The sequence below is a fragment of the Streptomyces sp. SID5469 genome (genome assembly GCF_009862865.1).
GTDB lineage: Bacteria > Actinomycetota > Actinomycetes > Streptomycetales > Streptomycetaceae > Streptomyces > Streptomyces avermitilis.
In genome coordinates, this window is the sequence record NZ_WWIN01000001.1 from 4277062 (window position 1) to 4300440 (window position 23379).

Sequence of the window (23379 nt, forward strand, 5' to 3'; positions counted from 1 at the left end):
CCAAGTCCCGTTTCCCCGTGGAGTCGGTTGAATGCGCTGCGACTGTGCCGCCGGGCGGCAGCCGCACGGTGCGCGGTCCGGTCAGATGCTGTACGTGCCGTACGCGCCGGTGTGCTGGACGTGCGGCAGGTAGCCCGGGGTGACCGACTCGGCGACGCCCTGGACGCCGGTCACGGCGTGGCCGGCCAGCGGACCGCCCGCCGACTCGACGGTCCCGGTCAGGTCCTGCGCGAACGGGCCGACCTGGCCGACGACGCCCCGCGCGAAGGGGTCGGCCGCGCCGGCCACACCGCCCGCGAAGGGCTGTACGTCGCCCACCACTCCGTAGGCGAGGCCCGTGGCGCTGCCGCCGACGCCGTCGACGACCGGGCCGACGGCGCCGACCGCCGTGTCCACGACCGGCCGCACCGCGCCGGTCACGGTGTCCACGACCGGCCGCACCGCGCCGACCACGGTGTCCACGGCCGGATGGACCGAGCCGACCACGGTGTCCACCGCCGGGTGGACCGAGCCGACCACGCCGTTCGTGAACGGCTGCACCTCGTCGGTGACGCCGTGGCCGAGCCCGGTGGCGCTGCCGCCGACACCCTGGGCGAGCGGCGGAACCTGGCCGACGACCCCGCCCGCGAAGGGCCGCACGTCGCCGACGACTCCGTACGCCAGGCCGGTCGCGTCCCCGGCCGCCTGCCCGGCGACGGGGACGACCCCGTGGACGGCGGTCGCGGCGACGGGCGGCAGCACGGACGCGGCCGTCTCGTGCACGGCGTCCCGGACCACGCCCGAGGCCAGCGGCTGCACGTCGCCCGTGACGCCGTACGCGAGCGTCGTGGCATGGCCGGCCGCGTCCCGCGCGAGCGGCTGCACATCCGCCACCACGCCGTACGCCAGGCCGGTCGCGTTGCCGGCGGCGTGGTCGGCGAGCGGGGCGACCCCGTCGACGGCGGTCACGGCGACCGGCGGCACAACGGCGGCGGCCGTCCCGTCGACGACCGGGGTGACGGTCGCGGTGACGCCCTGGACCGTGCCGGGGACGCCGGCGACCGTGCCGAAGACCGAGCCGACCGCCTGCTGCTCGACCCCCGTGACCGTGCCCGTGAGGTGGCCGGGGACGGCGGAGGCGGTGGCGTGGGCGGCCGTCGTGACCTCGCCCGCCGTGCCCCGGGCGGCGGCAACCGTGCCCGTGGCGCGGCCCTGGGCGTAGCCGACCGCGTGGTGCGCGGCGCTCGTCGCACCCGCCGCGGTACGGCCCGCGCCCGCGGTGGTGGTCTGCGCCTTCGTCTGTACGAGGCCCTGGACGCCCTGCGCCTTGGGCTGGGCGGCGTCCTGAGCACCCTGGAGCTTGGTCTGGGCGGCCGCGAGGGCCTGCTCCAGTTCGGGCGCGAAGGCCGAGAGGGGACCGAACAGGTAGTCGATCCCGCCCCGGGGGGCGCCCGCGTCGGACACGGCCGCGTCTACCGCGCGCGTGGCACCGTCCGCGACCGCGGTGGCCTTGCCCCGGGCGGCGTGCACGGTGTGCGTGGTGTTCGCGGTGTGCGCGTGGGAGAGGTGGGAGACGGGGACCTCGGCGTCGACGTACCGGCGGGCCTGGTCGGCCTGGTCCGCTGCGGCTGTCGTGGCCGTGGTGGCCGTGCTCGTGGTGCGGGCGGCCGTCGTCTTCGTCTGGCCGGCGGCATCCGTGACCGTGGAGGTCGTGGCGTCGGTGACGCGGGCGGTGGTGCCATTGGTGCCGGTGAGGCCGGTGGCCGTGTCCTGGACGCCGGAGACGACGCCGTCGACCGTGCCGGTCACCGCGCCCAACGGGTCCGTGGTGTCGACGCTCGCGTCGGACGCGTCGGTTGCGTCGGCCGCGTCGGGAACGGAGACGGACGGCGCGGGCAGCTCGTCCGCGCTGGCGACGGCGGAACCGAGCGCCCACGCGCCGGTGACACCTGCGGCTATGACGATGGAACGGCGGATGTTCTTGTTCATGCTTGCGTCAGATCCTTCGGGATTCCGGGATTCCGGGTTCTGAGAACCCGGACCAGGGAGTTCGGGAGTTCTGGAGTTCGGGCGCACCGGTGCCGGTCGGCCGGTCGACCGACGGATGCGTGGGGCGGTCCGGAGAGTGGGGATGGGGACCAGCGACTTCGCATCGGTCAGGCCTCGGCCAAGGGGCTTCGGTGGCTTCCGTCCGGAGACCGGAGGGGTGTCCGGACGACGGGCAGACCTGTTCCGCCCCCGCGCGACAGGTCGGGGCGGGGAGGGGCTGCCTGGCTCTAGCCGGGGAACTCCGGAATGTCCCGGTACCTGTCCCGGGTCCCGTCCGCGGTGACGACCGCGGTGGCGCCGGGCACCAGCCGCAGCGGCGCCCGGTGGTCCAGGGTCACGGCATGTGCGTCGCCGTGCCGCGGCGCGCCGTTGTCGACCGCCGACTGCGGGCCGAGCTCGCCGGTCGGGTCACCGGGGGCTTGTTGCGCGGGCGCCTGTGCGGGCCCTGCGCCGTGGGGCGCGCGGTGCATCACGTTCCCACCGGCCGAGGAGGCGCCGACGGCCGGTGGACCGTATGCCGCCGGTGATTCCTGGGTCTCCCGCTGCTCCGCGGAACCCGCGTGCGCCGCCGTGCCGCCCGGCTGCCGCGGACTCGCCGGGGCCGGCAGGGTCTGCACCGGGGACGTGGGCAGACCGGACAGCCCCGGGAGACCGGGCAGCGAGGGCGGCTCGGGGAGCGCGGGCAACGAAGGGAGCGGGGGAAGCGAAGGAGGCGAAGGAGGCGAGGGAGGCGAAGGGAACGACGGCACCGGCACCTGCGAGGACGCGTCGGCCAGCCCGTCGGCGACCGTGTCCGCGAGATCCCCGACCGGCCGTACGACACCACCGGCGAGGCCGACGGCGACGGGACGGACGACGCGCTGGACGGCGGGGGCCGTCTTGGTGACGTCGGCGACGGGGCCGACATTCGCGCGGGAAGGCGTTCCGGCGTTCGCACGGGAAGGCGTTGCGGCGTTCGCGCGGGACGGCGTTCCGGGGGATCCCTTGGGTGCCGAGGGAACGGCCGTTGCTTCAGGGCGTACAGGGCGAGCCGCAGGCGTGGGCGCGCCCTTCGGTTCCTGGGCCGCCGCGCTGCTGATGGTCCGTCCGGCTTGCCGAGCCGTCCCCTTCACCGACCGCACGAACGCTGGCGGTGCCGCCCCCGGAGCCGTCCCCGAAACCGTTTCCGCAGCTGTCGAAACCGTCGGCGTACCGTCCGCCGCATGCACCTGCTCCCCGCAGAGGAGCCCCAGCGCGAACAACCCGCCCACCAGCACCACCACATGCAGCGCGCGCCGTCCGGCCGCCCCGCGCATCACACGCAGAGCGGCACCGGAGAAGGGCAGCGCGGCTGGCAGGGTCAAGACGGGCGGAGCCTCCGTGCGGCGGAACGTGACGAAACGAGGCGGTACAGAACGGAACACGGCGGACACGGCGGACGCGGCGCACCGTCTGCACCGAGACGGCAGTGAGTCGACGATGACTCGACAGCGACTCGAAAGTGAAGAGGCGTCGATCCTCGCACGGGACTCCCGAGGTTGCGCAAGCCCCCCATTACCGATGGGTAGTCATATCCGGTTTCTCAGCCTCCGTCATGCCGTGTCCGGTATCGGAAGGGGCCGCTTCTCGATCGCCGCCGCCATGACCTCCGGGAACAGGTCGGGCGTGCAGGCGAACGCCGGTGCGCCCAGCGCCGCGAGCGCCGCCGCGTGCTCCCTGTCGTATGCGGGCGCCCCCTCGTCGGACAGCGCCAGCAGCGTCACGAACTGCACCCCCGACGCCTTCATCGCCGCCACCCGCTTGAGCATCTCGTCGCGTATCCCGCCTTCGTAGAGGTCACTGATGAGGACGACGACCGTGTCGGCGGGCCGGGTGATCTGCGACTGGCAGTACGCGAGCGCCCTGTTGATGTCCGTACCGCCGCCGAGCTGGGTGCCGAAGAGGACGTCGACCGGATCGTCGAGCTGGTCGGTGAGGTCGACGACGGCCGTGTCGAAGACGACGAGCCGGGTGGCGATGGACCGCATGGAGGCGAGCACCGCACCGAACACCGAGGCGTAGACGACGGACGCCGCCATCGACCCCGACTGGTCGATACAGAGGACGACCTCCTTCTTGACGGACTGCGAGGCGCGTCCGTAGCCGATGAGCCGCTCGGGCACGATCGTGCGGTACTCCGGCAGGTAGTGCTTGAGGTTGGCCGCGATCGTGCGGTTCCAGTCGATGTCGTGATGGCGTGGGCGGGTGATGCGGGCACTGCGGTCGAGGGCACCGGTGAGGGTGGCCCGGGTGCGGGTGGCCAGCCGCTTCTCCAGGTCCTCGACGACCTTGCGCACCACGGCCCGCGCCGTCTCCTTCGTGGTGTCCGGCATCGCCTTGTTGAGCGAGAGCAGCGTGCCCACGAGGTGCACGTCGGCCTCCACCGCCTCCAGCATCTCCGGCTCGAGCAGGAGGGTGGACAGCCCGAGCCGGTCGATGGCGTCCCGCTGCATCACCTGGACGACCGAGGAGGGGAAGTACGTCCGGATGTCCCCGAGCCAGCGGGCGACGGACGGCGCGGACGCCCCGAGCCCCGCCGAACGGTCTCGGCCCGTCTGCGGTTTGTCCCCCTTCCCGTACAGCGCGGTCAGCGCCCCGTCCATCGCGGCGTCCTGCCCGGCGAGCCCACACCCGGTGCCGTCCGCCGCGTCCCCTCCGAGCACCAGCCGCCAGCGACGCAGCCTCTCGCCGGCACCGGCCGGGCGGGCGGCGTCGGCTGGACGGGCGCCGTCAGCCGGGCGAGCGGCGTCAGCCACGCGGGCGCCGTCGGCCAGGCGGGCGGCCGGCGTCGTCGTCCCCGCTCGGTCGGTCGCGTGTGCGGTCATCGAGTCACCCCCACAAGGTCGTTGGTGTCGCCGTCGGCGAGGTCGTCCAGCCCGAGCAGCAGGCGCAGCACCGGCAGCACCGCGTCGGCCCGCTCGGTGTCGAGGTCGGTGGCGTATCCGGGGGTGCCCGAGCCGACGGCCGCGGCACTCCCCCGCGCCCCCGGTCCGCGCCGCACCAGCTCGCCCAGCGTTCTGCGCACCCCGGGCTCGTATGCCGAGAAGGTGCGCCGCAGCAGGGGCAGTACGTCGGTGAACGCCTCCGCCGGTACCCCGGTCAGCCAGGCGTCCACCAGCCCGAGCAGCCGCTCGTCGTGCACGAGCAGCATCCCGCCGCCGGAACCGCCCCCGACGAACCCCTCGATCCACGCGGCCGCGTCCCCCGGCGCCGTCCCCGGCGACAGCACGAGCCCCATCAGCCGTGCGGCCTCGTCCTGCGCCAGCGCCCCGTCGTCCAGGAGCAGTCGCACGGCGCGCCCACGGATCACTCCGGGTACGGTGTCCCGCCCGGAGAGGACCCGCAGCACGGAGTGCCAGCGTTCGCGTATGCCGGTACCGCCCTGGCCCGAGCCCTCGTCGCCCTGCCGAGCCGCGGTCCCCTCCCCCAGCAGACCCACCGCCCCGTGCACCGCGTCCACATGGCGGCGCATCTCCTCCGCCGCCTCCGTGCCGAGCGCGGCGCACGCGGGCGGCAGTCCGACGAACACGCGTTCAGCGAGGCCCGTCGCGACCCCGGCCAGTGCCTTCGTGTCCGTGCCGCGCACATCGCCGTAGCGCAGGGAGCGGACCAGGGCGGGCAGGGCCTGGGCGAGATGGCCGACATCGGTGTCGAGTGCCGCGCGGTCGGCGAGGACGCGCATCACGACGGGCAGCGCGCCCGGGAGTCCGGCCGGCAGACAGCGCTCGGCGAGCGCCGTGACCTCGGCCAGCGCCTGCGCGGCGACCGCGTCCGCCTCGGCCTTGGCGGTCGCGGCGGCGAGCACGGTGGTGCCCCACACCCCGGCTTCCGCGACCCGTACCGACAGCTCCGGCTCCCAGCGCAGCCGCCAGGTCTCCCGGAACGTACCGGTGCTGCCGCGCGACGCGGCGGGCTCGCCCCACGCCACGCGCAGCAGACGGAGCCGGTGCAGCAGCCTGCTGCGCTCGGCGTCGGTCTCTTTGCGCAGGTCCAGCTCCACCTCCCGCTCCAGCGGCTCCGGTTTGAGCCGCAACCGTCGCTGGAGCCGGGTCAGGTCCCGCTGCAACGGGACGGCGGGAGCCGACTCGGGGACCTCCCCCAGTACATCGCCGACCACGAGCCGGTCGTGCACCAGCGCCAACGGCACGTCCGAGCCCTCGCACATCACCGCCCGAACGGCGTCGGTCGTCTCGGTCAGCCCGGGCAGCGGACGTCCGCGCATCACCGCGAGCGTTTCGGCCAGCCGCACCGCCTCGATGACGTGGGCGGACGAGACGATCCGGTCCTCCTCGCGCAGCAGCCCGGCCACCTTGGTCAGCCATCGCTCGACCGGCCGGTCGGGAACGCCGAACAGATGCCCGTACCAGCCGGGCGAGTCGATCCCGGCGCCGTACCCACTGGCCCGGGCCAGCCGCCGGTGCGTCCACGGCACCCAGGTCATGTCGGTCTTCACCTTGGGCAGCCCCTTCAGCAGGGCCCGGTCGGCGGCGACGGTGGCCTTCCGCCGCAGCGCGGGCACATGCCAGGCACCGCACACGACCGCCACGTCGTCACCGAACTCCCGCTGGGCCGCCCGCACCTGGAGCCGCATGTACGCCTCCCGAACGAGGTCCCGCTCGTGCCCCCCGGTGCCGTACGCCTCCCGCAGCGCCCCCATGGCCTCCTCGAGCACCGTGAACGGCGCGAACACGTCACCCCCCGTCCCCCGGTGCTCGACCACGTCCTCCCACCAGCGCTCCGGGTCGTCGTACCCGGCGGCTTCGGCGAGTACGGCCAGGGGGTCGACCCGGACGGCCTCGTCGACGGGCTGCGGCAAGGGCTCCTTCTCCGCGGCCGGTTCCTCCTTGTCCCAGGCCAGCGTGTGCGTCGCCGGGAGGTCGATGAAGCGGGCCGGCACCCCGTGTTCGAGGGACCAGCGGATCGCGACCCACTCCGGGGAGAACTCGGCCAGCGGCCAGAACGCCGACCGCCCCGGCTCTTCCACGGCATGGGCGAGCAGCGCCACGGGCGGCCGCATCTCCTCGTCCCCGGCGAGCGGGATCAGGGCGTCCGCCTCCGGGGGCCCCTCGATCAGCACGGCCCGCGGCCGCGCCGCTTCCAGAGCCGCCCGTACGGCCCGCGCCGAACCGGGCCCGTGATGCCGCACGCCGAGCAACAACGGCCGCTCACCGCCGTCTCCGCCCCCACCCACGGCCACGTCGACGCCTACGCCTACGCCTACGGACTGAGCCTCCTCATCGCCTGCCACACGATCCCCCTCGCCGCCGGGTCCAGCCCAAGTCCTTGAACTCCAGGTGCTCCAGGTCCTCCAGCCCCTCCCTGGCACCCCGGCCCCCGGCACCGTCCTCAAGACAGCGCGTCACCAGGACCCCCGCCCCGTGCCAGAACCCCCGCACGGCGTCGCATCCGGAGTCACTCATGCGCTCACCTCCCGGCACGCCCGGTAGAAGTCCATCCACCCGTCGCGCTCGCGGACGACCGCCTCCAGGTACTCCTGCCAGATCACGCGGTCGGCCGCCGGGTCGCGGACGACGGCGCCGAGGATGCCCGCGGCGACATCGCTCGCGCGCAGCACGCCGTCACCGAAGTGGGCGGCCAGGGCAAGCCCGTTGGTGACGACGGAGATCGCCTCCGCGGTGGAGAGCGTGCCGCTGGGTGACTTCAGCTTCGTACGCCCGTCGGTCGTGACGCCGTCACGCAGCTCGCGGAAGACCGTGACGACCCGGCGGATCTCGTCGACGCCGTCGGGCACGGCCGGCAGATCGAGCGAGCGGCCGATCTGGTCCACCCGGCGGGAGACGATGTCGACCTCGGCGTCGGCGCTCTCCGGCAGCGGCAGCACCACCGTGTTGAAACGGCGGCGCAGCGCGCTCGACAGCTCATTGACCCCGCGGTCCCGGTCGTTGGCCGTCGCGATCAGGTTGAAGCCGCGTACGGCCTGCACCTCCTGCCCCAGCTCCGGGATCGGCAGGGTCTTTTCCGACAGGATCGTGATCAGGGTGTCCTGGACGTCCGCCGGAACGCGGGTCAGTTCCTCGACGCGGGCCGTCATTCCGTCGGCCATGGCCCGCATGACCGGGCTCGGCACCAGCGCGTCCCGGCTCGGGCCGTGCGCGAGCAGCTGCGCGTAGTTCCAGCCGTAGCGGATCGCCTCCTCCGGTGTGCCGGCCGTGCCCTGCACCAGGAGTGTGGAGTCTCCGCTGACGGCGGCGGCCAGATGCTCGGACACCCATGTCTTCGCGGTGCCGGGCACCCCGAGCAGCAGCAGGGCCCGGTCGGTGGCGAGGGTGGTGACGGCGACCTCGACGATGCGCCGCGGGCCCACGTACTTCGGTGTGATGACCGTGCCGTCCGGCAGTGTGCCGCCCAGCAGATACGTCGCCACGGCCCACGGCGACAGCCGCCACCGGACCGGGCGCGGCCGGTCGTCCTGTGCGGCCAGCGCCGCGAGTTCGGCGGCGAAGGTGACCTCGGCGTGCGGTCGCAGGACCTCGGGCGTCTCTCCCCCGGACGGACGCGCGCTCTCGCCCGTGGACGGACGCGCACTCGCGTCCGCTCTCCCGCTCGCGTTCGCGGGCGCGGACTTGTCGGGGCTCGGGTCGACGGACGTCGGTTCGACGGACACGGACATGGAGCGGTCCCCCTCCAGCTCGATCGGCTCGGATCTGGTTCCACCGTGCACCACACCACTGACAATGCGCTCTGACCTGCACAAATGCAGGCACGGCAGTCGATTGTCAGTGGGGGGATCTACCTTCGATGGCATGACTCAGCAGGGGGTGCGCTGGACTGCGGATCAGGTGCTGGCACTGGCGCCTGACGCCTCGTCACGCAAAGCGGGAAGCAAACTCGGCGCGGCCGGCCCGTGGTCGGAGGCCGGCCGTTCCGAGGAGGGGACGGTGTGGGGACTGTGCAAGGGCAGTGGCAGCAAGCCGTATCAGACGGTCGTCGACATCGCGGACGCCACCGGGCCCGCGTACAAGTGCAGTTGCCCGAGCCGCAAGTTCCCGTGCAAGCACGCGCTGGGGCTGCTGCTGCTCTGGGCGGGCGAGGACGGTGCGGTGCCGCTGGGGCAGGCGCCGGACTGGGCGGAGCAGTGGACAAGGGGGCGCAAGCAGCGCGCGGAGGAGAAACGGACGGCAAGCACGGCGGGTTCCGCGTCCGGTGATCCGGAGGCGGCGCGGCGCAGGGCGGAGCGCCGGGCCGAGCGGATCACGGCGGGTGCGGCGGAGCTGGAGCAGCGGCTGGCCGATCTGCTGCGCGGCGGCCTGGCCGCGGCCGAGCGGGAGGGGTACGGGCTGTGGGAGGAGACGGCGGCCCGCATGGTGGACGCGCAGGCTCCGGGACTGGCCGCGCGGGTGCGGGAGTTGGGGGCGATCCCGTCGTCCGGTCCGGGCTGGCCGGTCCGTCTGCTGGAGGAGTGTGCCCTGCTCCACCTCCTCGACCAGGGCTGGCTGCGCCGCGAGGATCTGCCGGACGGGCTCGCGGCGACCGTCCGTTCCCGGATCGGCCTGCCCGGCTCGCCCGACGGCCCGCCGGTGCGCGACCGCTGGCTGGTCCTGGCCCAGTACGACACGTCGGACAGCCGGCTCACCACTCGCCGGATCTGGCTCCACGGCGAGGCGTCCGGGCGCACGCCGCTGCTCCTCTCCTACGGGGCGGCGGGGCGCGCACCGGAGTTGACGCTTCCGGTGGGCCTGGCCGTCGAGGCGGAAGTGTCCGCGTACCCGGGTGCGGGTCAGCTGCGGGCGGCCCTGGGCGAGCAGTTCACACCGCCCGCCCCCGCCTCGACACGGCCACCGGGCATCAGCCCGGCCGAGGCGGCGGCCCGCTACGGCCGGGCGCTCAGGGACGACCCGTGGCTGGACTCGTTCCCGGTGACGCTGGGCCGCGTCGTACCGACCCCGGCGGACGACACCTGGCAGCTGGCCGACGCGTACGGCGACCTGGCCCTCCCCCTCACGCCGGCGGCCCGCTCCCGCCCGGGCCTGTGGCGCCTGATCGCCCTCTCGGGCGGTGCCCCGGTCACGGTCTTCGGCGAGTGCGGCCACCGGGGCTTCACTCCCCTGACGGCCTGGCCGGAGGAGACGGGAGAGGCGGTGGCGCTGTGCTGACCGACACCACTCCGATCGACTGCGCACAGGGGACTCGCATGACGGAAGGGCCTCGCATGAGCACATCACCCGCGCCCGCCCCCACGCCCGGCAGCCCGGCCGCGCCCTCCGTCGCGCCCTGGGAAGAGCTGGTGACTGTCGCGCTGCTCGGGACGGACCGGCGGACGCCACCGGGGCCGGCGTCCGGTCGGGAGGCACCGGCGGCGCTGCTGGACATCGCGGCCGTGGAGACCGTACGGCGAAGGGCCGGGCTGCGTCCCGCGCGGGCGGCGGCACGGCCGGAGCCTGCGGCGGCGGATCCGCGTCCGCAGCTGCCGCCCGCTGCGGCGCGCCGGCTGTCGATGCTGCTGGCGGACCGGCCCGGCACGGGCGGCGGCGGCCGCAGAGGGGCTGCGCCCGACCTCATGGAACTGCTGCCGCAGTGGCTCTCCCTGGCGAACGCGCGCGGTTTCGCCGCACCCCCGCAGACCTTGCCCACGCTGCTGGACGCGGCCAGGGGACGTACGGATCTGCGCCCGGCGGTCCTGGCCTTCGCGGGCCCGCGCGCGCTGTGGCTGGCCCGGCTGAACCCGGACTGGCGCTTCGCGCTGCGCGCCGCGCCGGGCGGCGGCGCCGAGCTGCCGCTCCCGCAGGAGTCGGACCGCATACGACAGCTCTGGCAGGAAGGCCTGTTCGCGGAACGGGTGGCGCTGCTCACCACCCTCCGGGCGCAGAGCCCCGAAACCGCCCGTGAGCTGCTCGCCACGACGTGGGCGACGGAGCGGGCCGAGGACCGGCTGATGTTCCTCGACTCACTCCGGGCGGGCCTGGCGGCCGCGGACGAGCCGTTCCTGGAGCAGTCGCTCTCCGATCGGAGCCGCAATGTGCGGGCCACGGCGGCGGAGCTGCTGTCGGCGCTGCCGGAATCGGCGCTGGCCGGACGGATGGCGGACCGCGCGGGCTCCTGCGTGGCGGTGGACCGTACGCGTCGGGTGCCGACGCTGGTGGTCGAGGCACCGCACGAGTGCGACGCGGGCATGGAGCGCGACGGCGTGGTGGCCAAGGCGCCGGCGGGACGGGGTGAGCGGTCGTGGTGGCTGGGCCAGCTGGTGGAGGCGGCACCGCTCGGGACGTGGCAGAACCGGCTCGGGGGGCGTACGCCGGAGGAGGTGGTCGCGTTGCCGGTGGCGGACGACTGGCGGAGCGAGCTCCACGCGGCGTGGTGCCGGGCGGCGGTACGGCAGCGGGACCCCCGCTGGTCCAGGGCGCTGCTGGGGTCGCCGTCGGCCCCGGAGGCCGGAGGGCCGGGGGCGGTGTCGCTGGCGGAGCGGGCGAAGCTGCTGGCGACGCTGGGTGCCGCGGAGCGGGCGGACTGGGTCGCGGGGTTCGTCGCCACGCACGGGCTGTCGGAGGCGTTTCAGCTGCTCGGGGTGTGTGCGGTGCCGTGGGCGGCGCCGCTGGGGCGGGCAGTGGTAGACGCGCTGAACATCGCCCGGGACGCGGGGAGTTATCCGTGGAGCTTCAGCGGGGTGATGGGGCTGGCGGAACGCTGCCTCGATCCTGCGGAGGCCGGCCGCCTCGACGCCCTGACGGCCGTACCCGACGAACCGGAGGACGCGTCTCCGGGGGCGGGTGGTTACTGGGCGGAGGCCTTCCAGCGCCTCACGACCACGTTGCGCCTGCGGGCGGCGATGCGGGAGGAGCTGGAGGGCCCATGACGACGCACCCCTCACCTGCGCTGTCCGGACACCCGGGGCCCGTGCTGGCGCGGGGCCGCTTACCCGTGCGGGCAGCTCGGCGCCTGCGCCCATCCGTGCCGCTCCCGGCCCCCGAGCACCCGCACCCGCTCGGAAAGGGCCGTACCGGCAGGCCACGCCCGTCGCTCACAAGCTTCTCCGCCCACCGCGTCAATGACCGGCAGGCAGCCGTACGTCCCGCGCGGCGGAAAGCCACACCGGCGCGGCCCCGGCCCACCCACCGGACGGAGTACGCACCGGCGCCCGCGCAGGGGCTACGCCCCGGCAGGCTGCCGCACGTTCGCCCGCACCCACTCCACGATCGACGCCGTGGTCGCCCCCGGAGTGAAGATCTCCGCGACACCCTTCTCCTTCAGCGGCGCGATGTCCGCCTCGGGGATGATGCCGCCACCGAACACCTTGATGTCCTCGGCATCGCGCTCCTTGAGCAGATCGATGACCGCCGCGAACAACGTGTTGTGCGCCCCGGACAGGATCGACAGCCCGATCGCGTCGGCGTCCTCCTGGATGGCCGTGCCCACGATCTGCTCCGGCGTCTGGTGCAGCCCCGTGTAAATGACCTCCATACCGGCATCGCGCAGCGCCCGCGCGATCACCTTGGCCCCGCGATCGTGGCCATCGAGCCCCGGCTTGGCCACCACCACGCGGATCGGACCGGCTGCCACACCCATCACTGCCTCCATGAACCGACTACACCGACCTGTACCCACACAGGTAGCCCCCGCCGCACCGACCGGGGAAGTGAACGAACGTTATCGACAGCATCCCGCAACCGGCAGTTTCGCGGCACACACCGAGGGGGAAATCACACAATGGGACACGTTCGCCGCGCAGGGTTCCACGCTTCTGCGGCACACGGGCCGCGGCCATCCGCGGCAGACGTGCCGCTACCGGACCGTGCGCAAGGAGAGCCGCTACGAGGTAGCCGCACCACTCCGCCGCCAGCGGGGCGCCGTGGTGGTGAGGCAGACAGGCGAGGGCACGACAACAGGGAGCCACGCCCGACGTACGAGGACGACGCAGCACCGCGCCACGAGAGAGGCGAGGCACCACGTCCCCACGACGGCGGAATGCTCCGTCGCGTCACCGGTGCACCACGCGCCGCACACGCACCGTCGGCCATCACCGTCACCACCGGCGTCGCGACTTTCCACGAGGGCACACGGGGGACAGAGCCGTTCTCCCGCGTGCCGACGGGAGGTCGGCCATGAAGGTCACCGGGGCAGTGCAGCCCTTTCTGCCACTCTGCCGATGTCTGTTCCCCAGCAAACTGGCCGGACTCTCCGTGGCCCTCCTGAAGGCGACCGCCCTGGAGATCGCGATCCTCGCGGGCCACCTCATCCTCTATCCCTCCGGGATCGCACAGGAGCGCCGCGCCGGACCGCCCCCGCTTCCGGCGGAGACCGCACCGCTGCCCACCGAGGCCAAGCCCCCGGTCGTCCTCCTCCATGGCTTCATAGACAACCGCTCGGTCTTCGTCCTGCTGCGCCGTTCCCTCACCCAGCACGGCAGGCAGCAGATCGAGTCGCTCAACTACTCACCGCTGACGTGCGACATCCGTACCGCCGCCGAGCTGCTCGGCCGGCACATAGAGGTGATCTGCGAGCGCACGGGACACGCACGGGTCGACATCGTCGGGCACAGCCTCGGCGGACTGATCGCGCGGTACTACGTGCAGTGCCTCGGCGGCGACATCCGCGTCCGCACGCTCGTCACGCTGGGCACCCCGCACTCCGGCACCCGGGTCGCGCCGCTGGCGAACGCGCACCCGATCGTCCGTCAGATGCGCCCGGGTTCCGAGGTGATCGAGGAGCTCCAGCGGCCCGCACCGGGCTGCCGTACGCACTTCGTCAGCTTCTGGAGCGATCTGGACCACCTGATGGATCCGCTGGAGACGGCCTGCGTCGAGCACCCCGACCTGATGGTGCAGAACGTGCGGGTCAGCGGTATCGGACATCTCGCACTGCCCGTGCACCCCGCCGTGGCGACCGGGATACGGCAGGCACTCGACTCCGAGGGCACGGGAGCCGAAGCCGCCCCCCGCACCGACGGCCTGACGGTGGCGTGAGCCTCCGCGGGACATCCTCCTGACGACAGCCTCCTGACAACCCGCGCACAGCCGTCACTCGACCCCAGCAGAGAGCCATCCGAGCTCGAACAATCATCGAACACCAGGCCAAGGCCGTGTCCACAGACCGCCAAAACACGGCCGAATGCCCGTTTCCTGCGAGCGCGAAACCTGCGGAAGATTGTCGCGCCCGCGTACCGCCGGGTACAGTCGCCGCACTGCTCCGCCAGCCCCTGTTGTCGAGACTGCTCTGCCAGCCCCTGTTGTCGAGGCGAAAGAGAAGTTGGTGAACGACCGTCACCCGTCGGGGACCGTTACTCCCCCGGCTCCGGCTTCCGATGCCGCTTCGGCGCACTACGCGGCATATGGCGGGCAGGGTGGCCAGTACGGCGAGTTCACTACGTACGCCGACGGCTCCGCCAACGGTTTCGCGACCGGCGGCCATCAGATGGCGAGCTTCGCGACCGACCCCCTCTTCGGCGATATGCCGGGTGACGGCACCACCGGCTCGTACGACGCCACGCAGTGGTCCACCGGCAGCCACGAAACGCTCGGCACCGGTACCCATCAGACGCTGAACTACGACGCGTACGCGGCTCAGCATCAGGCCGCGTACGACACGGGCGCCTATGACGCGACCGCGTGGGCGACCGGCTACCAGCAGCTCGCCGACATTCCCTCGCAGCACCCGGGCCCCGACGCCTCGGGCCAGTGGGACGCCGGCTCCTGGCACCACGGCGACCAGACCGCTCCGGCCGACCGGACCCAGCAGTGGGAATGGGGCACGCAGGCCTTCGACACGGGTGCGTACGACGCCACGCAGTGGAACTCGGACGGCACGGCCGCGCACGAGACGCAGGACCAGTCGGCCCCGGAACCGTTCGACCAGCAGGCCACGGCGACGTTCGAGCAGGTCACGCAGGAACCGTTCGATCAGCAGGCCACGGCGACGTTCGAGCAGGTCACCCCGGAACCGTTCGACCAGCAGGCCACGGCGACGTTCGAGCAGATCTCTCCCGAGCACGAAGAACTCGGCGAACACGGCGAACACGGCGTCGAGGCCCCCGGAGACATTCCGCTCCTCGACGACCAGGAGGAGGTCACTCCGGTTCCGGGTTCCCGCGCCGCGTCGCGCACCGCCTCCCGTTCCCGCCGCCGCATTCCGGCCAGGCGCTCCGCGCTGCTGACCGTCGCCGTGCCGTCGGCCTGTGTGATGGGGGTCGCCGGGATCGCCGCCGCGTCCGTCGGCGTCGGCAGCAGCGACAGCAAGGACGCGCACACGACGGCCAGCGCCGCCGACGCGATCGCTGTGAAGCCGTCCGCCGCGAACAACAAGCTCGACACCCAGATCGAGAGCCTCTCCGCGGGCGCGGACGACTTCGCCGACCGGGCTAGCCGAACGCAGGAACGTATCGACCTCAAGGCCCAGCAGGCCGCCGAGAAGCAGAAGGCGGCGGCGGAGGCGGCCCGCAAGGAGCGGCTGCGTCCGAAGTTCGCGCTGCCGGTCGCGCAGAAGGGGCTCAGCGCCTACTACGGCCAGGCCGGCATCAACTGGATGTCCGTACACACCGGCATCGACTTCCCCGTCTCGTACGGCACCACCGTGCTGGCCGCGACCGACGGAACCGTGCGGACGCAGTGGAACAGCGCGTACGGGAACATGGCGATAGTGACGGCCAAGGACGGTACGGAGACCTGGTACTGCCACCTGTCCACGTACAAGGTGGCGTCCGGTACGACCGTGAAGGCCGGCGACCCGATCGCGTTCTCCGGGAACTCCGGCAACTCGACCGGACCGCACCTGCACTTCGAGGTCCGCCCGGCCGGGGGCTCGGCGATCGACCCGCTGCCGTGGCTTCGGAGCCATGGCCTGGACCCGACGTAGGCGAACCCTCTTCGGCGACCCCTCGGCGTGCCCGGGGCCGCACCCCCAGGCCTACCCCCAGGCCTCGGCCTGAACGGGCTCCTCCTCACACGCCGGACGGCCCGAGTGGTGATGCCGGCCGGGGCTGGAAAACCCCGGCCGACCACCTAAAGCTTCTCCACCGGCGCATACCGGAGCAGCAGCCGCTTCGGCTTCGTGTCGCCGAAGTCGATCGTCGCCTCCGCGTTCCCGCCCGTGCCCTTCACGCCGACCACCGTGCCGAGGCCGAACTGGTCGTGCGTGACCCGGTCCCCGACCGCCAGTGAGGCCACCGGCTTCTCGGACGCACCGCCCCGGCGCGTGGCGAAGCCGGACGCCCCCGAGACCGCGGAGCGCGAGCGCGACGACGACAGCGAGGCCGCCACGCCCGAGGCCGGCCCCGAAGACAGCGGAGCAGCGGACGCCCCCTTCCGCTTCCACTCCAGATGCGCGTCCGGGATCTCCTCCAGGAAGCGGGACGGCGGGTTGTACGAGGGCTGGCCCCACGCGCTGCGCAGGGACGAACGGGTGAGGTACAGCCGCTCCCGCGCGCGGGTGATGCCGACGTACGCGAGGCGCCGCTCCTCCTCCAGTTCCTTGGTCTGGCCGAGCGACCGCATGTGCGGGAAGACGCCGTCCTCCATGCCGGTGAGGAAGACGACCGGGAATTCGAGGCCCTTGGCGGTGTGCAGGGTCATCAGGGTGATGACTCCGTTGCCGTCCTCCTCGTCCGGGATCTGGTCGGAGTCGGCGACGAGCGCGACCCGCTCGAGGAACGCCGAGAGATCACCTGACGCCGCGCCCGGCGCACCACCCGGCGCGTCGCCTGCCGCGTCGCCTGCCGCGTCGCCCGCCGCATCGCCTGTCGCGGCCTCCTCCCCTGCCCCGGACTCCTGCTCGAACTCCAGCGCCACAGCGGCGAGTTCCTGAAGGTTCTCGATGCGGGTCTCGTCCTGCGGGTCCGTCGACGCCTGCAACTCCGCCAGGTAGCCGGTGCGTTCGAGCACGGCCTCCAGGACCGTCGCCGGGCCCGCGCCCGACTCGGCGATCGTCCGCAGGTCCTCCATCAGCGTGTTGAACCGCTTGACGGCGTTCGTGGAGCGGGCCGCCATCCCGTACGCCTCGTCGACGCGGCGCAGCGCCTGCGCGAAGCTGATCTTCTCGCGCTGGGAGAGGGCGTCGATCATCGCTTCCGCGCGGTCGCCGATGCCGCGCTTGGGCACGTTCAGGATGCGGCGCAGCGGGACCGAGTCCTCCGGGTTGGACAGGACCCGCAAGTAGGCCAGGACGTCCCGGACCTCCTTGCGCTCGTAGAAGCGGACACCGCCGACGACCTTGTAGGGCAGGCCGACGCGGATGAAGATCTCTTCGAAGACACGGGACTGCGCGTTCGTCCGGTAGAAGACGGCGACGTCTCCTGCCTTTGCCTCGCCCGCGTCCGTCAGCCGGTCTATCTCGTCGGCGACGAACTGCGCCTCGTCGTGCTCGGTGTCGGCGACATAGCCGGTGATCTGCGCGCCGGCGCCCGCGTTGGTCCACAGGTTCTTGGGGCGACGGGACTCGTTGCGCTCGATGACCGCGTTGGCCGCGCTGAGGATCGTCTGGGTGGAGCGGTAGTTCTGCTCCAGGAGGATCGTCGTCGCGTCCGGGTAGTCCTCCTCGAACTGGAGGATGTTGCGGATGGTCGCGCCGCGGAAGGCGTAGATCGACTGGTCGGCGTCACCCACGACGCACAGCTCGGCGGGCTCGAGGTCGTCCTCGCGGGGCGGCTCGTCCTCCGGGCGGGCGCCGCCACCCGGTCCCGGAACCCCGACCAGCTCCCTGACCAGGGCGTACTGCGCGTGGTTCGTGTCCTGGTACTCGTCGACGAGGACGTGGCGGAAACGGCGGCGGTAGTGCTCGGCGACGTCCGGGAAGGCCCGCAGCAGGTTGACCGTCGTCATGATCAGGTCGTCGAAGTCGAGCGCGTTGGCCTCACGCAGCCGCGACTGGTACATGGCGTACGCCTGGGCGAGGGTCTTCTCGAAGCCGTCTGCGGCCTGGGCGGCGAAGTCCTCCTCGTCGATCAGCTCGTTCTTCAGGTTCGAGATCTTGGCGCTGAAGGACTTCGGCGGGAAGCGCTTGGGGTCGAGGTCCAGGTCGCGGCAGACCAGGGCCATCAGACGCTTGCTGTCGGCGGCGTCGTAGATCGAGAAGGAGGAGGTGAACCCGAGCCTCTTCGATTCACGCCTCAGGATGCGCACGCACGCGCTGTGGAACGTCATCACCCACATCGCGTTGGCGCGCGGGCCGACCAGCTGCTCGACGCGCTCCTTCATCTCGCCCGCGGCCTTGTTGGTGAAGGTGATCGCGAGGATCTGGCCGGGGTGCACATGGCGCTCACCCAGCAGGTGCGCGATCCGGTGCGTGAGCACGCGCGTCTTGCCGGAGCCGGCACCGGCCACGATGAGCAGGGGGGAACCGGCGTGCACCACGGCCGCGCGCTGGTTCTCGTTCAGCCCGTGCAGGAGCGTGGCCGGGTCCACGGCGGGGCGGGGGGCTCCGTCGCGGTAGTACGTGTCCCGGTCCGGCGGCACGTCGAACTTCCCGCCGAACAGATCGTCCGGAACCGACTCCGGTACGTGATCGTCCTCGGGCGGCGGCGGGGGCTCCTCCTCGTGGGCCCGCGAGGGCTTGAGGTCCGCCAGGAAGCTGTCATCAAAGAGGCTGCTCATCGCTCTCCGAGTCTAGGCTGCCCCACCGACAACCGGTCGCCGCCCCAGAAACTCGGTGCCCCGATGGGCCGCAATTCGGTGCCTCGAGGGACCGCGGAGGGCCGCTGAAGTCGACGATCTTCCGATTGCGATCACCCAACACCCCACCACTGTCCGCATTTGCCGCGTTACGGCCGGCGACTGACCGGAAGAGATCGGCCGGGCGAGAAGCCACCCAGCGCACGCCCCAGCAGCGCCGCACTCCCCCAGGCCCCGCCCCGCTCCACCCCACTCCACCCCACTCCCGCCACCTACCACCACGACAACGTCCGGACAACTCACCCCAGACCCATCCCGATTGCCCGCGGGCAGCGACCCCCGTGGCTAAGGTCACGAAAATGTATCGGGCATATCGCGCATCAAACTTCACACAGGCCACACGAGTTGGCTACCGTGCCCGGCAGGCCGCACGACCCCCACCGGCGAACATCGCCGGGCCGCGCGGCCTCCGCCGAGTCCGGCGTGCCGCCCGTGGCAGCTGGAGCCGGGGACCCAACCGACCTCGGGGTGAATCGGCTCAGCCGCCTTGAAGGGCTTCAACCGCCTTGAAGGGCAACGACCGTAGGGCAAACCTTCCGAAGCACGCGCCCGAACCCGACAGCTAACTCGGTAGGCGGAACACGGAAGGAGACGCCTTCATGGCGCCGCACCGAAAGCCGCGTCCCGCCGGCACGCGCATGGCAGGCATACGGACCCCGGGCCTGGCGACGGCGGCTCTGACCTCCGTGGCCCTGCTCTCCCAGACGGCCAACGCCGCGCCCCCGGCCGACGACAAGCCGAGTCTCGAAGAAGTCGAGAAGAAGGTCGACGACCTCTACCGCCAGGCCGAGTCGGCCACGGAGAAGTACAACGCGGCCAAGGAGAAGACCACCAAGCAGCGCACGCGCGTCGGCACCCTCCTCGACGAGGTCGCGCAGCGCACCCAGAAGCTCAACGACGCGCGGGAGCGGCTCGGCTCGTTCGCGGCGGCGCAGTACCGGACCGGGGCCTCCGCACCCGACACCACGACCTTCCTGCTGGCCGACAGTCCTCAGGACTATTTCGACCAGACCCAGTTGATGAGTCGGCTGACCGACCACCAGAAGGACGCCGTCGACGCCTACGTCACCGAGCAGGCCGCGACGACGACGAAGCGACAGGAGGCGTCCCAGAGCCTGGAGACCCTCACCGAGTCGCAGAGTGCGCTCAAGACGGCCAAGGCGACCGTCCAGCACAAGCTCGCCACGGCGCGCGAGCTGCTGTCGAAGCTGACCGCCGAGGAGAAGGCGCGGCTCGCGGCGATCGAGAAGGAGAAGCGGGCCGCGGCCGACCGCAAGGCGGAGGAACTGGCGCGGCAGCAGGCCGCGGCCGCGCAACAGACCGCCCAGCAGGACCCGGCGTCCGGAACCGGCAGCACGTCCGGCGCCACCGGCGCCACGGGCTCCACGGGGTCCACGGGGTCCACGGGGTCCACGGGGTCTGCCGGATCGTCGTACTCGACCAAGGCTGGCAAGGCCCTCGCCTTCGCCCGCGCGCAGATCGGCAAGCCGTATGTCTGGGGCGCCACCGGTCCCGGCTCGTACGACTGCTCGGGGTTCACCCAGGCGGTGTGGAAGGCCGCCGGCGTCACGCTTCCACGCACCACCTATGACCAGGTGAACGCGGGCACGACGGTCTCCCTCTCGAACATCCAGCCGGGCGACCTGGTCTTCTTCTACGACGACATCAGCCACGTCGGCCTCTACATCGGCAACGGCATGATGATCCACGCCCCGAAGCCGGGCGCGTACGTCCGCGAGGAGTCGATCTTCTACGACGGCGAGTCGGCGATCCACAGCGTGGTGCGGCCGGCCTAGCCCACGCATTCCCCCGCGGCGCACGCGCGTGACCGGTTTTCGTGCGCCACGCGCACGTGACCGGTTTTCGTGCGCCACGCGCGCGTGCCCCGTACCGCCATGCGCGCGTACGTCCCTAGCATCGGGCCCATGCCAGGCACCCCTCAGCCCCGCACCTGGTGGGCGCCGCTCCCGCCCGCCGACGGAGCCGCCGTGATGGCGACCGGCGTCGTGTCGGTCGGACTGCATCTGACCGGACACGAGGTCCTGTCCCGCATCGCGCTGGTGGCGGCCGGAGCGGCCTGGCTCGCGCTCGCCGCGGACTTCACCGTACGGCTGCTTCGCGAGCGGGAACGGTGGGCGGCCGAGGCGGGGACACCGGCCGCGCTCACCGCCGTGGCCGCGACCGCCGTCCTCGGGACCCGGTTGTCCGCGCTGGGGTGGCAGGGCCTGGCCGAGGCGCTGCTGGCCCTGGCCGCCGCACTGTGGCCGGGGCTGCTCTTCCTTGTCGTACGGCGCTGGGAACGGCACATGCCCGGGGTGGTGCTCCTGGCGTGTGTGGCCACGCAGGGGCTCGCCCTGCTCGGCGCGACGTTGGCGGCCGACCTGGGGGTGGCGTGGCTCGCGCACACGGCGCTGGTGTTCTTCTGGCTGGGGCTCGTCCTGTACGCCGTCGCCCTGTGGCGCTTCGACCTGCGGCAGGTCGCCGAAGGCGCCGGAGACCACTGGATCGCGGGCGGTGCGCTCGCCCTCTCCGCGCTGGCCGGCGCACAGCTCGTCGCGGCCCGCCGCAGCGGCGGCCCCTACCTCTGGAACGACGACGACAACGGCGTGCTGCGGACCGTGACGGCCGCGCTGCTCGTGCTCGCCCTCGGCTGGTACTGCGTGCTGTGGGCGGCCGAGCTGCGGTGGCCGCGGCCGGCGTACGACGTCCGGCGCTGGGCGACGGTCTTCCCGATGGCGATGACGGCGGTGGCGGTGCTGTCCGTCGCCATCGTGCTCGGCGTCCCTTGGCTGTGGGGGCCTGGGCAGGTCCTGCTGTGGATCGCGGTGGCGGTGTGGCCGGCCGTCTGCGCGGCCGCCGTCGTGGACATCAGGTCCAGAGCACCGCGATGAAGATGTTCGCCGTGGTCAGCAGGCCGACCAGGCCGAACAGCCCCTTGTCGACCTGCTCCTCGTCGCGCTTCACGTAGACCAGGCCGAGGATGACGATCAGCAGCGCCAGTTTCACGCCGATCTTGATGGTGTTGACCGAGTGGTCGTCCGCCTGGTTGAGGCCCACCAGGGCGACGCCCGTGACCAGCATGGTCAGCGCGCCGTGCAGCATCCCGGGAACGAAGCGGGCCGTGCCCCGGCCCATCGCCTTCATCTGGGTGAGGAAACCGCCGAGGAGCGCGGCGATGCCGATGATGTGCAGGCCGACGAAGAGATGGATGAGTACGTCCATGAGGCCGGAGCCTAATCAGAGGGGCTCGTGCCCCCTGACACCGGCCCACCACCCAGGGACCCCGGTCCTCGCATATATGCATCCCTTAGCACCCCGCCGCACCTGCGCGCCCGCGGAACCGCCACATCGGTCATCACCCTGCGTGAAGTCGGCGTCCCTGGTCCGGGATCACGGTCACATACGGTCACCTGGCAGTCTCCTCACGCCAGTTCCGTACATTGCGTTACGGGGCCCTCGCCGTCAGGTTTAGCGTCCTCCACCAGGTGACCGGCTCCCCACCGCCGCCCGGGCCAGGGGCGGCAGCCGGACACCACCGCCGAAAGGTCCGGCGGCGGCCTGCTCCCCCTGTGCGGGCCGCCGCCGGACGCGTAACCGCTGACCGCTCGCGTCCCGGCGGTCGTACGGAAGGATGTGGGCCCTCGTGGCAGCACACCGCAAGCCCAGACAGCGCTCCCTCGGCGGTCATACGGCCCGTACCGCCGTCACGGTCGCCCTCGCGGGTGCGGCGACCGCGACCGCGTTCGACGGGACCGGGCACGCCGAGCCGCAGCTGTCTCCGGCACAGGTCAAGGCCGAGGCGGACAAGCTGTACGAGCAGGCGGAGGCCGCCACCGAGAAGTACAACGGGACGAAGGAGAAGGCCGACAAGGCGGAGCGGCGGCTCAATGCGCTGCGCGACGAGGCGGCACGGCGGACGGAACGGCTCAACTCGGCCCGGGACGCACTGGGTTCGGTGGCGGCCGCGCAGTACCGCTCGGGCGGCCTCGACCCCGCGGTGCAGCTGATGCTCTCCTCCGACCCGAAGCAGTACCTGGACGGGGCCGCGGTCGCCGAGCGGGCCGGGAGCCGGCAGGCCACGGCCGTGGAGCGCGTACGGAAGCAGCTGCGGGAGATCGAACAGCTGCGCGGGGCGGCGCAGGTCGAGCTGGCCTCGCTGAAGTCCCGGCAGACGGAGCTGAAGCGGCAGCGGAAGACGGTCACGACGAAGCTGACCGAGGCTCGGCGGCTGCTGTCCCGGCTGACGGACGCGCAGCGGGCGCAGCTGGACACGGCGGGGGGCGCCGGGCATGCCTCGCGCTCGGCGGCGCGGGACCTGGGGCCGGCCTCCTTGTCGGCCGCGACCGCCGAGGCGCCCAACTCACGGTCGGCGGCCGCGGTCTCCTACGCGTACGCGAAGCTCGGCAGCCCCTATGTCTGGGGCGCGACCGGCCCCGACGCGTTCGACTGCTCGGGCCTGGCGCAGGCGGCGTACCGCTCGGCCGGTATCTCGCTGCCGCGCACGACCTACGCCCAGATCGACACGGGCCGCCGCGTCTCCCGCTCCGAACTCCTCCCCGGTGACCTGGTGTTCTTCTACTCCGGGATCAGTCACGTCGGGATCTATGTGGGGCACGGACAGATGATCCACGCGCCGAATCCGACCGCACCGGTACGGCTGGCGCCGATCGACGAGATGCCGTTCGCGGGGGCCACTCGGGTGGTGTGAGGACGCCTCCCG

At 72.6% G+C, this 23379-nt stretch carries 16 protein-coding genes and 1 riboswitch; of the genes, 7 read left to right on the plus strand and 9 right to left on the minus strand.

Annotated features, from left to right (window positions below; translation table 11 throughout):
* Positions 1–81: 81 nt before the first annotated feature.
* The 6 genes from GTY58_RS18045 to GTY58_RS18070 all read right to left on the minus strand — a co-directional run bounded on the left by GTY58_RS18045 (position 82) and on the right by GTY58_RS18070 (position 8677).
* Entirely contained in the window at positions 82–1968 is a 1887-nt protein-coding gene (locus GTY58_RS18045; protein WP_010984884.1) for a hypothetical protein, read from the minus strand.
* Between the two features lie 287 nt (positions 1969–2255).
* Positions 2256–3371, minus strand: coding sequence for a hypothetical protein (locus GTY58_RS18050; RefSeq protein ID WP_137865225.1), 1116 nt, complete (start codon positions 3369–3371; stop codon positions 2256–2258).
* A gap of 228 nt (positions 3372–3599) precedes the next feature.
* Positions 3600–4871: a VWA domain-containing protein gene (locus GTY58_RS18055; protein WP_137865224.1), complete on the minus strand. Its 1272-nt coding sequence runs from the start codon at positions 4869–4871 to the stop codon at positions 3600–3602.
* Positions 4868–7237: a DUF5682 family protein gene (locus GTY58_RS18060; RefSeq protein WP_037645206.1), complete on the minus strand. Its 2370-nt coding sequence runs from the start codon at positions 7235–7237 to the stop codon at positions 4868–4870. Before GTY58_RS18060 ends, GTY58_RS18055 begins: the two co-directional genes overlap by 4 nt.
* Positions 7238–7280: 43 nt before the next feature.
* Entirely contained in the window at positions 7281–7466 is a 186-nt protein-coding gene (locus tag GTY58_RS18065) for a hypothetical protein (RefSeq protein ID WP_037644908.1), read from the minus strand.
* On the minus strand, positions 7463–8677 hold the full coding sequence (locus GTY58_RS18070) for an AAA family ATPase (protein WP_037645205.1): 1215 nt from the start codon (positions 8675–8677) through the stop codon (positions 7463–7465). The genes GTY58_RS18065 and GTY58_RS18070 overlap by 4 nt, the downstream gene beginning before the upstream one ends.
* A 133-nt stretch (positions 8678–8810) precedes the next feature.
* Here GTY58_RS18070 and GTY58_RS18075 point away from each other — a divergent pair, with 133 nt between their 5' ends.
* Positions 8811–10160: an SWIM zinc finger family protein gene (locus GTY58_RS18075; RefSeq protein ID WP_037644907.1), complete on the plus strand. Its 1350-nt coding sequence runs from the start codon at positions 8811–8813 to the stop codon at positions 10158–10160.
* A gap of 56 nt (positions 10161–10216) precedes the next feature.
* Positions 10217–11857, plus strand: a complete 1641-nt coding sequence (locus GTY58_RS18080; protein WP_010984890.1) for a DUF5691 domain-containing protein — start codon at positions 10217–10219, stop codon at positions 11855–11857.
* Positions 11858–12150: 293 nt separating this feature from the next.
* On the opposite strand, the gene GTY58_RS18085 is transcribed toward GTY58_RS18080, so the two are convergent.
* Positions 12151–12567: a cobalamin B12-binding domain-containing protein gene (locus GTY58_RS18085; protein ID WP_010984891.1), complete on the minus strand. Its 417-nt coding sequence runs from the start codon at positions 12565–12567 to the stop codon at positions 12151–12153.
* 536 nt (positions 12568–13103) lie between these two features.
* Here GTY58_RS18085 and GTY58_RS18090 point away from each other — a divergent pair.
* Entirely contained in the window at positions 13104–13964 is an 861-nt protein-coding gene (locus GTY58_RS18090; protein WP_010984892.1) for an alpha/beta fold hydrolase, read from the plus strand.
* A 286-nt stretch (positions 13965–14250) separates the two neighbouring features.
* Entirely contained in the window at positions 14251–15849 is a 1599-nt protein-coding gene (locus GTY58_RS18095) for a M23 family metallopeptidase (RefSeq protein ID WP_010984893.1), read from the plus strand.
* Positions 15850–15995: 146 nt separating this feature from the next.
* On the opposite strand, the gene GTY58_RS18100 is transcribed toward GTY58_RS18095, so the two are convergent.
* On the minus strand, positions 15996–18581 hold the full coding sequence (locus GTY58_RS18100) for an ATP-dependent DNA helicase (RefSeq protein WP_010984894.1): 2586 nt from the start codon (positions 18579–18581) through the stop codon (positions 15996–15998).
* Between the two features lie 478 nt (positions 18582–19059).
* A riboswitch (cyclic di-AMP (ydaO/yuaA leader) is annotated at positions 19060–19251 on the plus strand.
* Between the two features lie 7 nt (positions 19252–19258).
* On the opposite strand from GTY58_RS18100, the gene GTY58_RS18105 reads away from it, so the two are divergent.
* Both GTY58_RS18105 and GTY58_RS18110 read left to right on the plus strand, forming a co-directional pair.
* Positions 19259–20455, plus strand: coding sequence for a C40 family peptidase (locus GTY58_RS18105; protein ID WP_010984895.1), 1197 nt, complete (start codon positions 19259–19261; stop codon positions 20453–20455).
* Between the two features lie 129 nt (positions 20456–20584).
* On the plus strand, positions 20585–21550 hold the full coding sequence (locus GTY58_RS18110) for a hypothetical protein (RefSeq protein ID WP_078234415.1): 966 nt from the start codon (positions 20585–20587) through the stop codon (positions 21548–21550).
* On the opposite strand, the gene GTY58_RS18115 is transcribed toward GTY58_RS18110, so the two are convergent.
* Positions 21528–21881, minus strand: a complete 354-nt coding sequence (locus tag GTY58_RS18115; protein ID WP_010984897.1) for a hypothetical protein — start codon at positions 21879–21881, stop codon at positions 21528–21530. The two genes, GTY58_RS18110 and GTY58_RS18115, sit on opposite strands and share 23 nt — an antisense overlap.
* A 421-nt stretch (positions 21882–22302) precedes the next feature.
* Here GTY58_RS18115 and GTY58_RS18120 point away from each other — a divergent pair, with 421 nt between their 5' ends.
* Positions 22303–23367 (plus strand): C40 family peptidase, encoded by a 1065-nt coding sequence (locus tag GTY58_RS18120; protein ID WP_037645204.1) that lies wholly within the window; start codon positions 22303–22305, stop codon positions 23365–23367.
* Positions 23368–23379 lie beyond the last annotated feature (12 nt).

Excerpts from the sequence above, each read along its gene's own strand:
- GTY58_RS18075 (WP_037644907.1), top strand. The coding sequence starts at position 8,811 with ATGACTCAGCAGGGGGTGCGCTGGACTGCGGATCAGGTGCTGGCACTG.
- GTY58_RS18100 (WP_010984894.1), bottom strand. The coding sequence starts at position 18,581 with ATGAGCAGCCTCTTTGATGACAGCTTCCTGGCGGACCTCAAGCCCTCG.
- GTY58_RS18080 (WP_010984890.1), top strand. The coding sequence starts at position 10,217 with ATGAGCACATCACCCGCGCCCGCCCCCACGCCCGGCAGCCCGGCCGCG.
- GTY58_RS18070 (WP_037645205.1), bottom strand. The coding sequence starts at position 8,677 with ATGTCCGTGTCCGTCGAACCGACGTCCGTCGACCCGAGCCCCGACAAG.
- GTY58_RS18115 (WP_010984897.1), bottom strand. The coding sequence starts at position 21,881 with ATGGACGTACTCATCCATCTCTTCGTCGGCCTGCACATCATCGGCATC.
- GTY58_RS18065 (WP_037644908.1), bottom strand. The coding sequence starts at position 7,466 with ATGAGTGACTCCGGATGCGACGCCGTGCGGGGGTTCTGGCACGGGGCG.
- GTY58_RS18045 (WP_010984884.1), bottom strand. The coding sequence starts at position 1,968 with ATGAACAAGAACATCCGCCGTTCCATCGTCATAGCCGCAGGTGTCACC.
- GTY58_RS18085 (WP_010984891.1), bottom strand. The coding sequence starts at position 12,567 with ATGGGTGTGGCAGCCGGTCCGATCCGCGTGGTGGTGGCCAAGCCGGGG.
- GTY58_RS18090 (WP_010984892.1), top strand. The coding sequence starts at position 13,104 with ATGAAGGTCACCGGGGCAGTGCAGCCCTTTCTGCCACTCTGCCGATGT.
- GTY58_RS18110 (WP_078234415.1), top strand. The coding sequence starts at position 20,585 with ATGCCAGGCACCCCTCAGCCCCGCACCTGGTGGGCGCCGCTCCCGCCC.
- GTY58_RS18055 (WP_137865224.1), bottom strand. The coding sequence starts at position 4,871 with ATGACCGCACACGCGACCGACCGAGCGGGGACGACGACGCCGGCCGCC.
- GTY58_RS18105 (WP_010984895.1), top strand. The coding sequence starts at position 19,259 with ATGGCGCCGCACCGAAAGCCGCGTCCCGCCGGCACGCGCATGGCAGGC.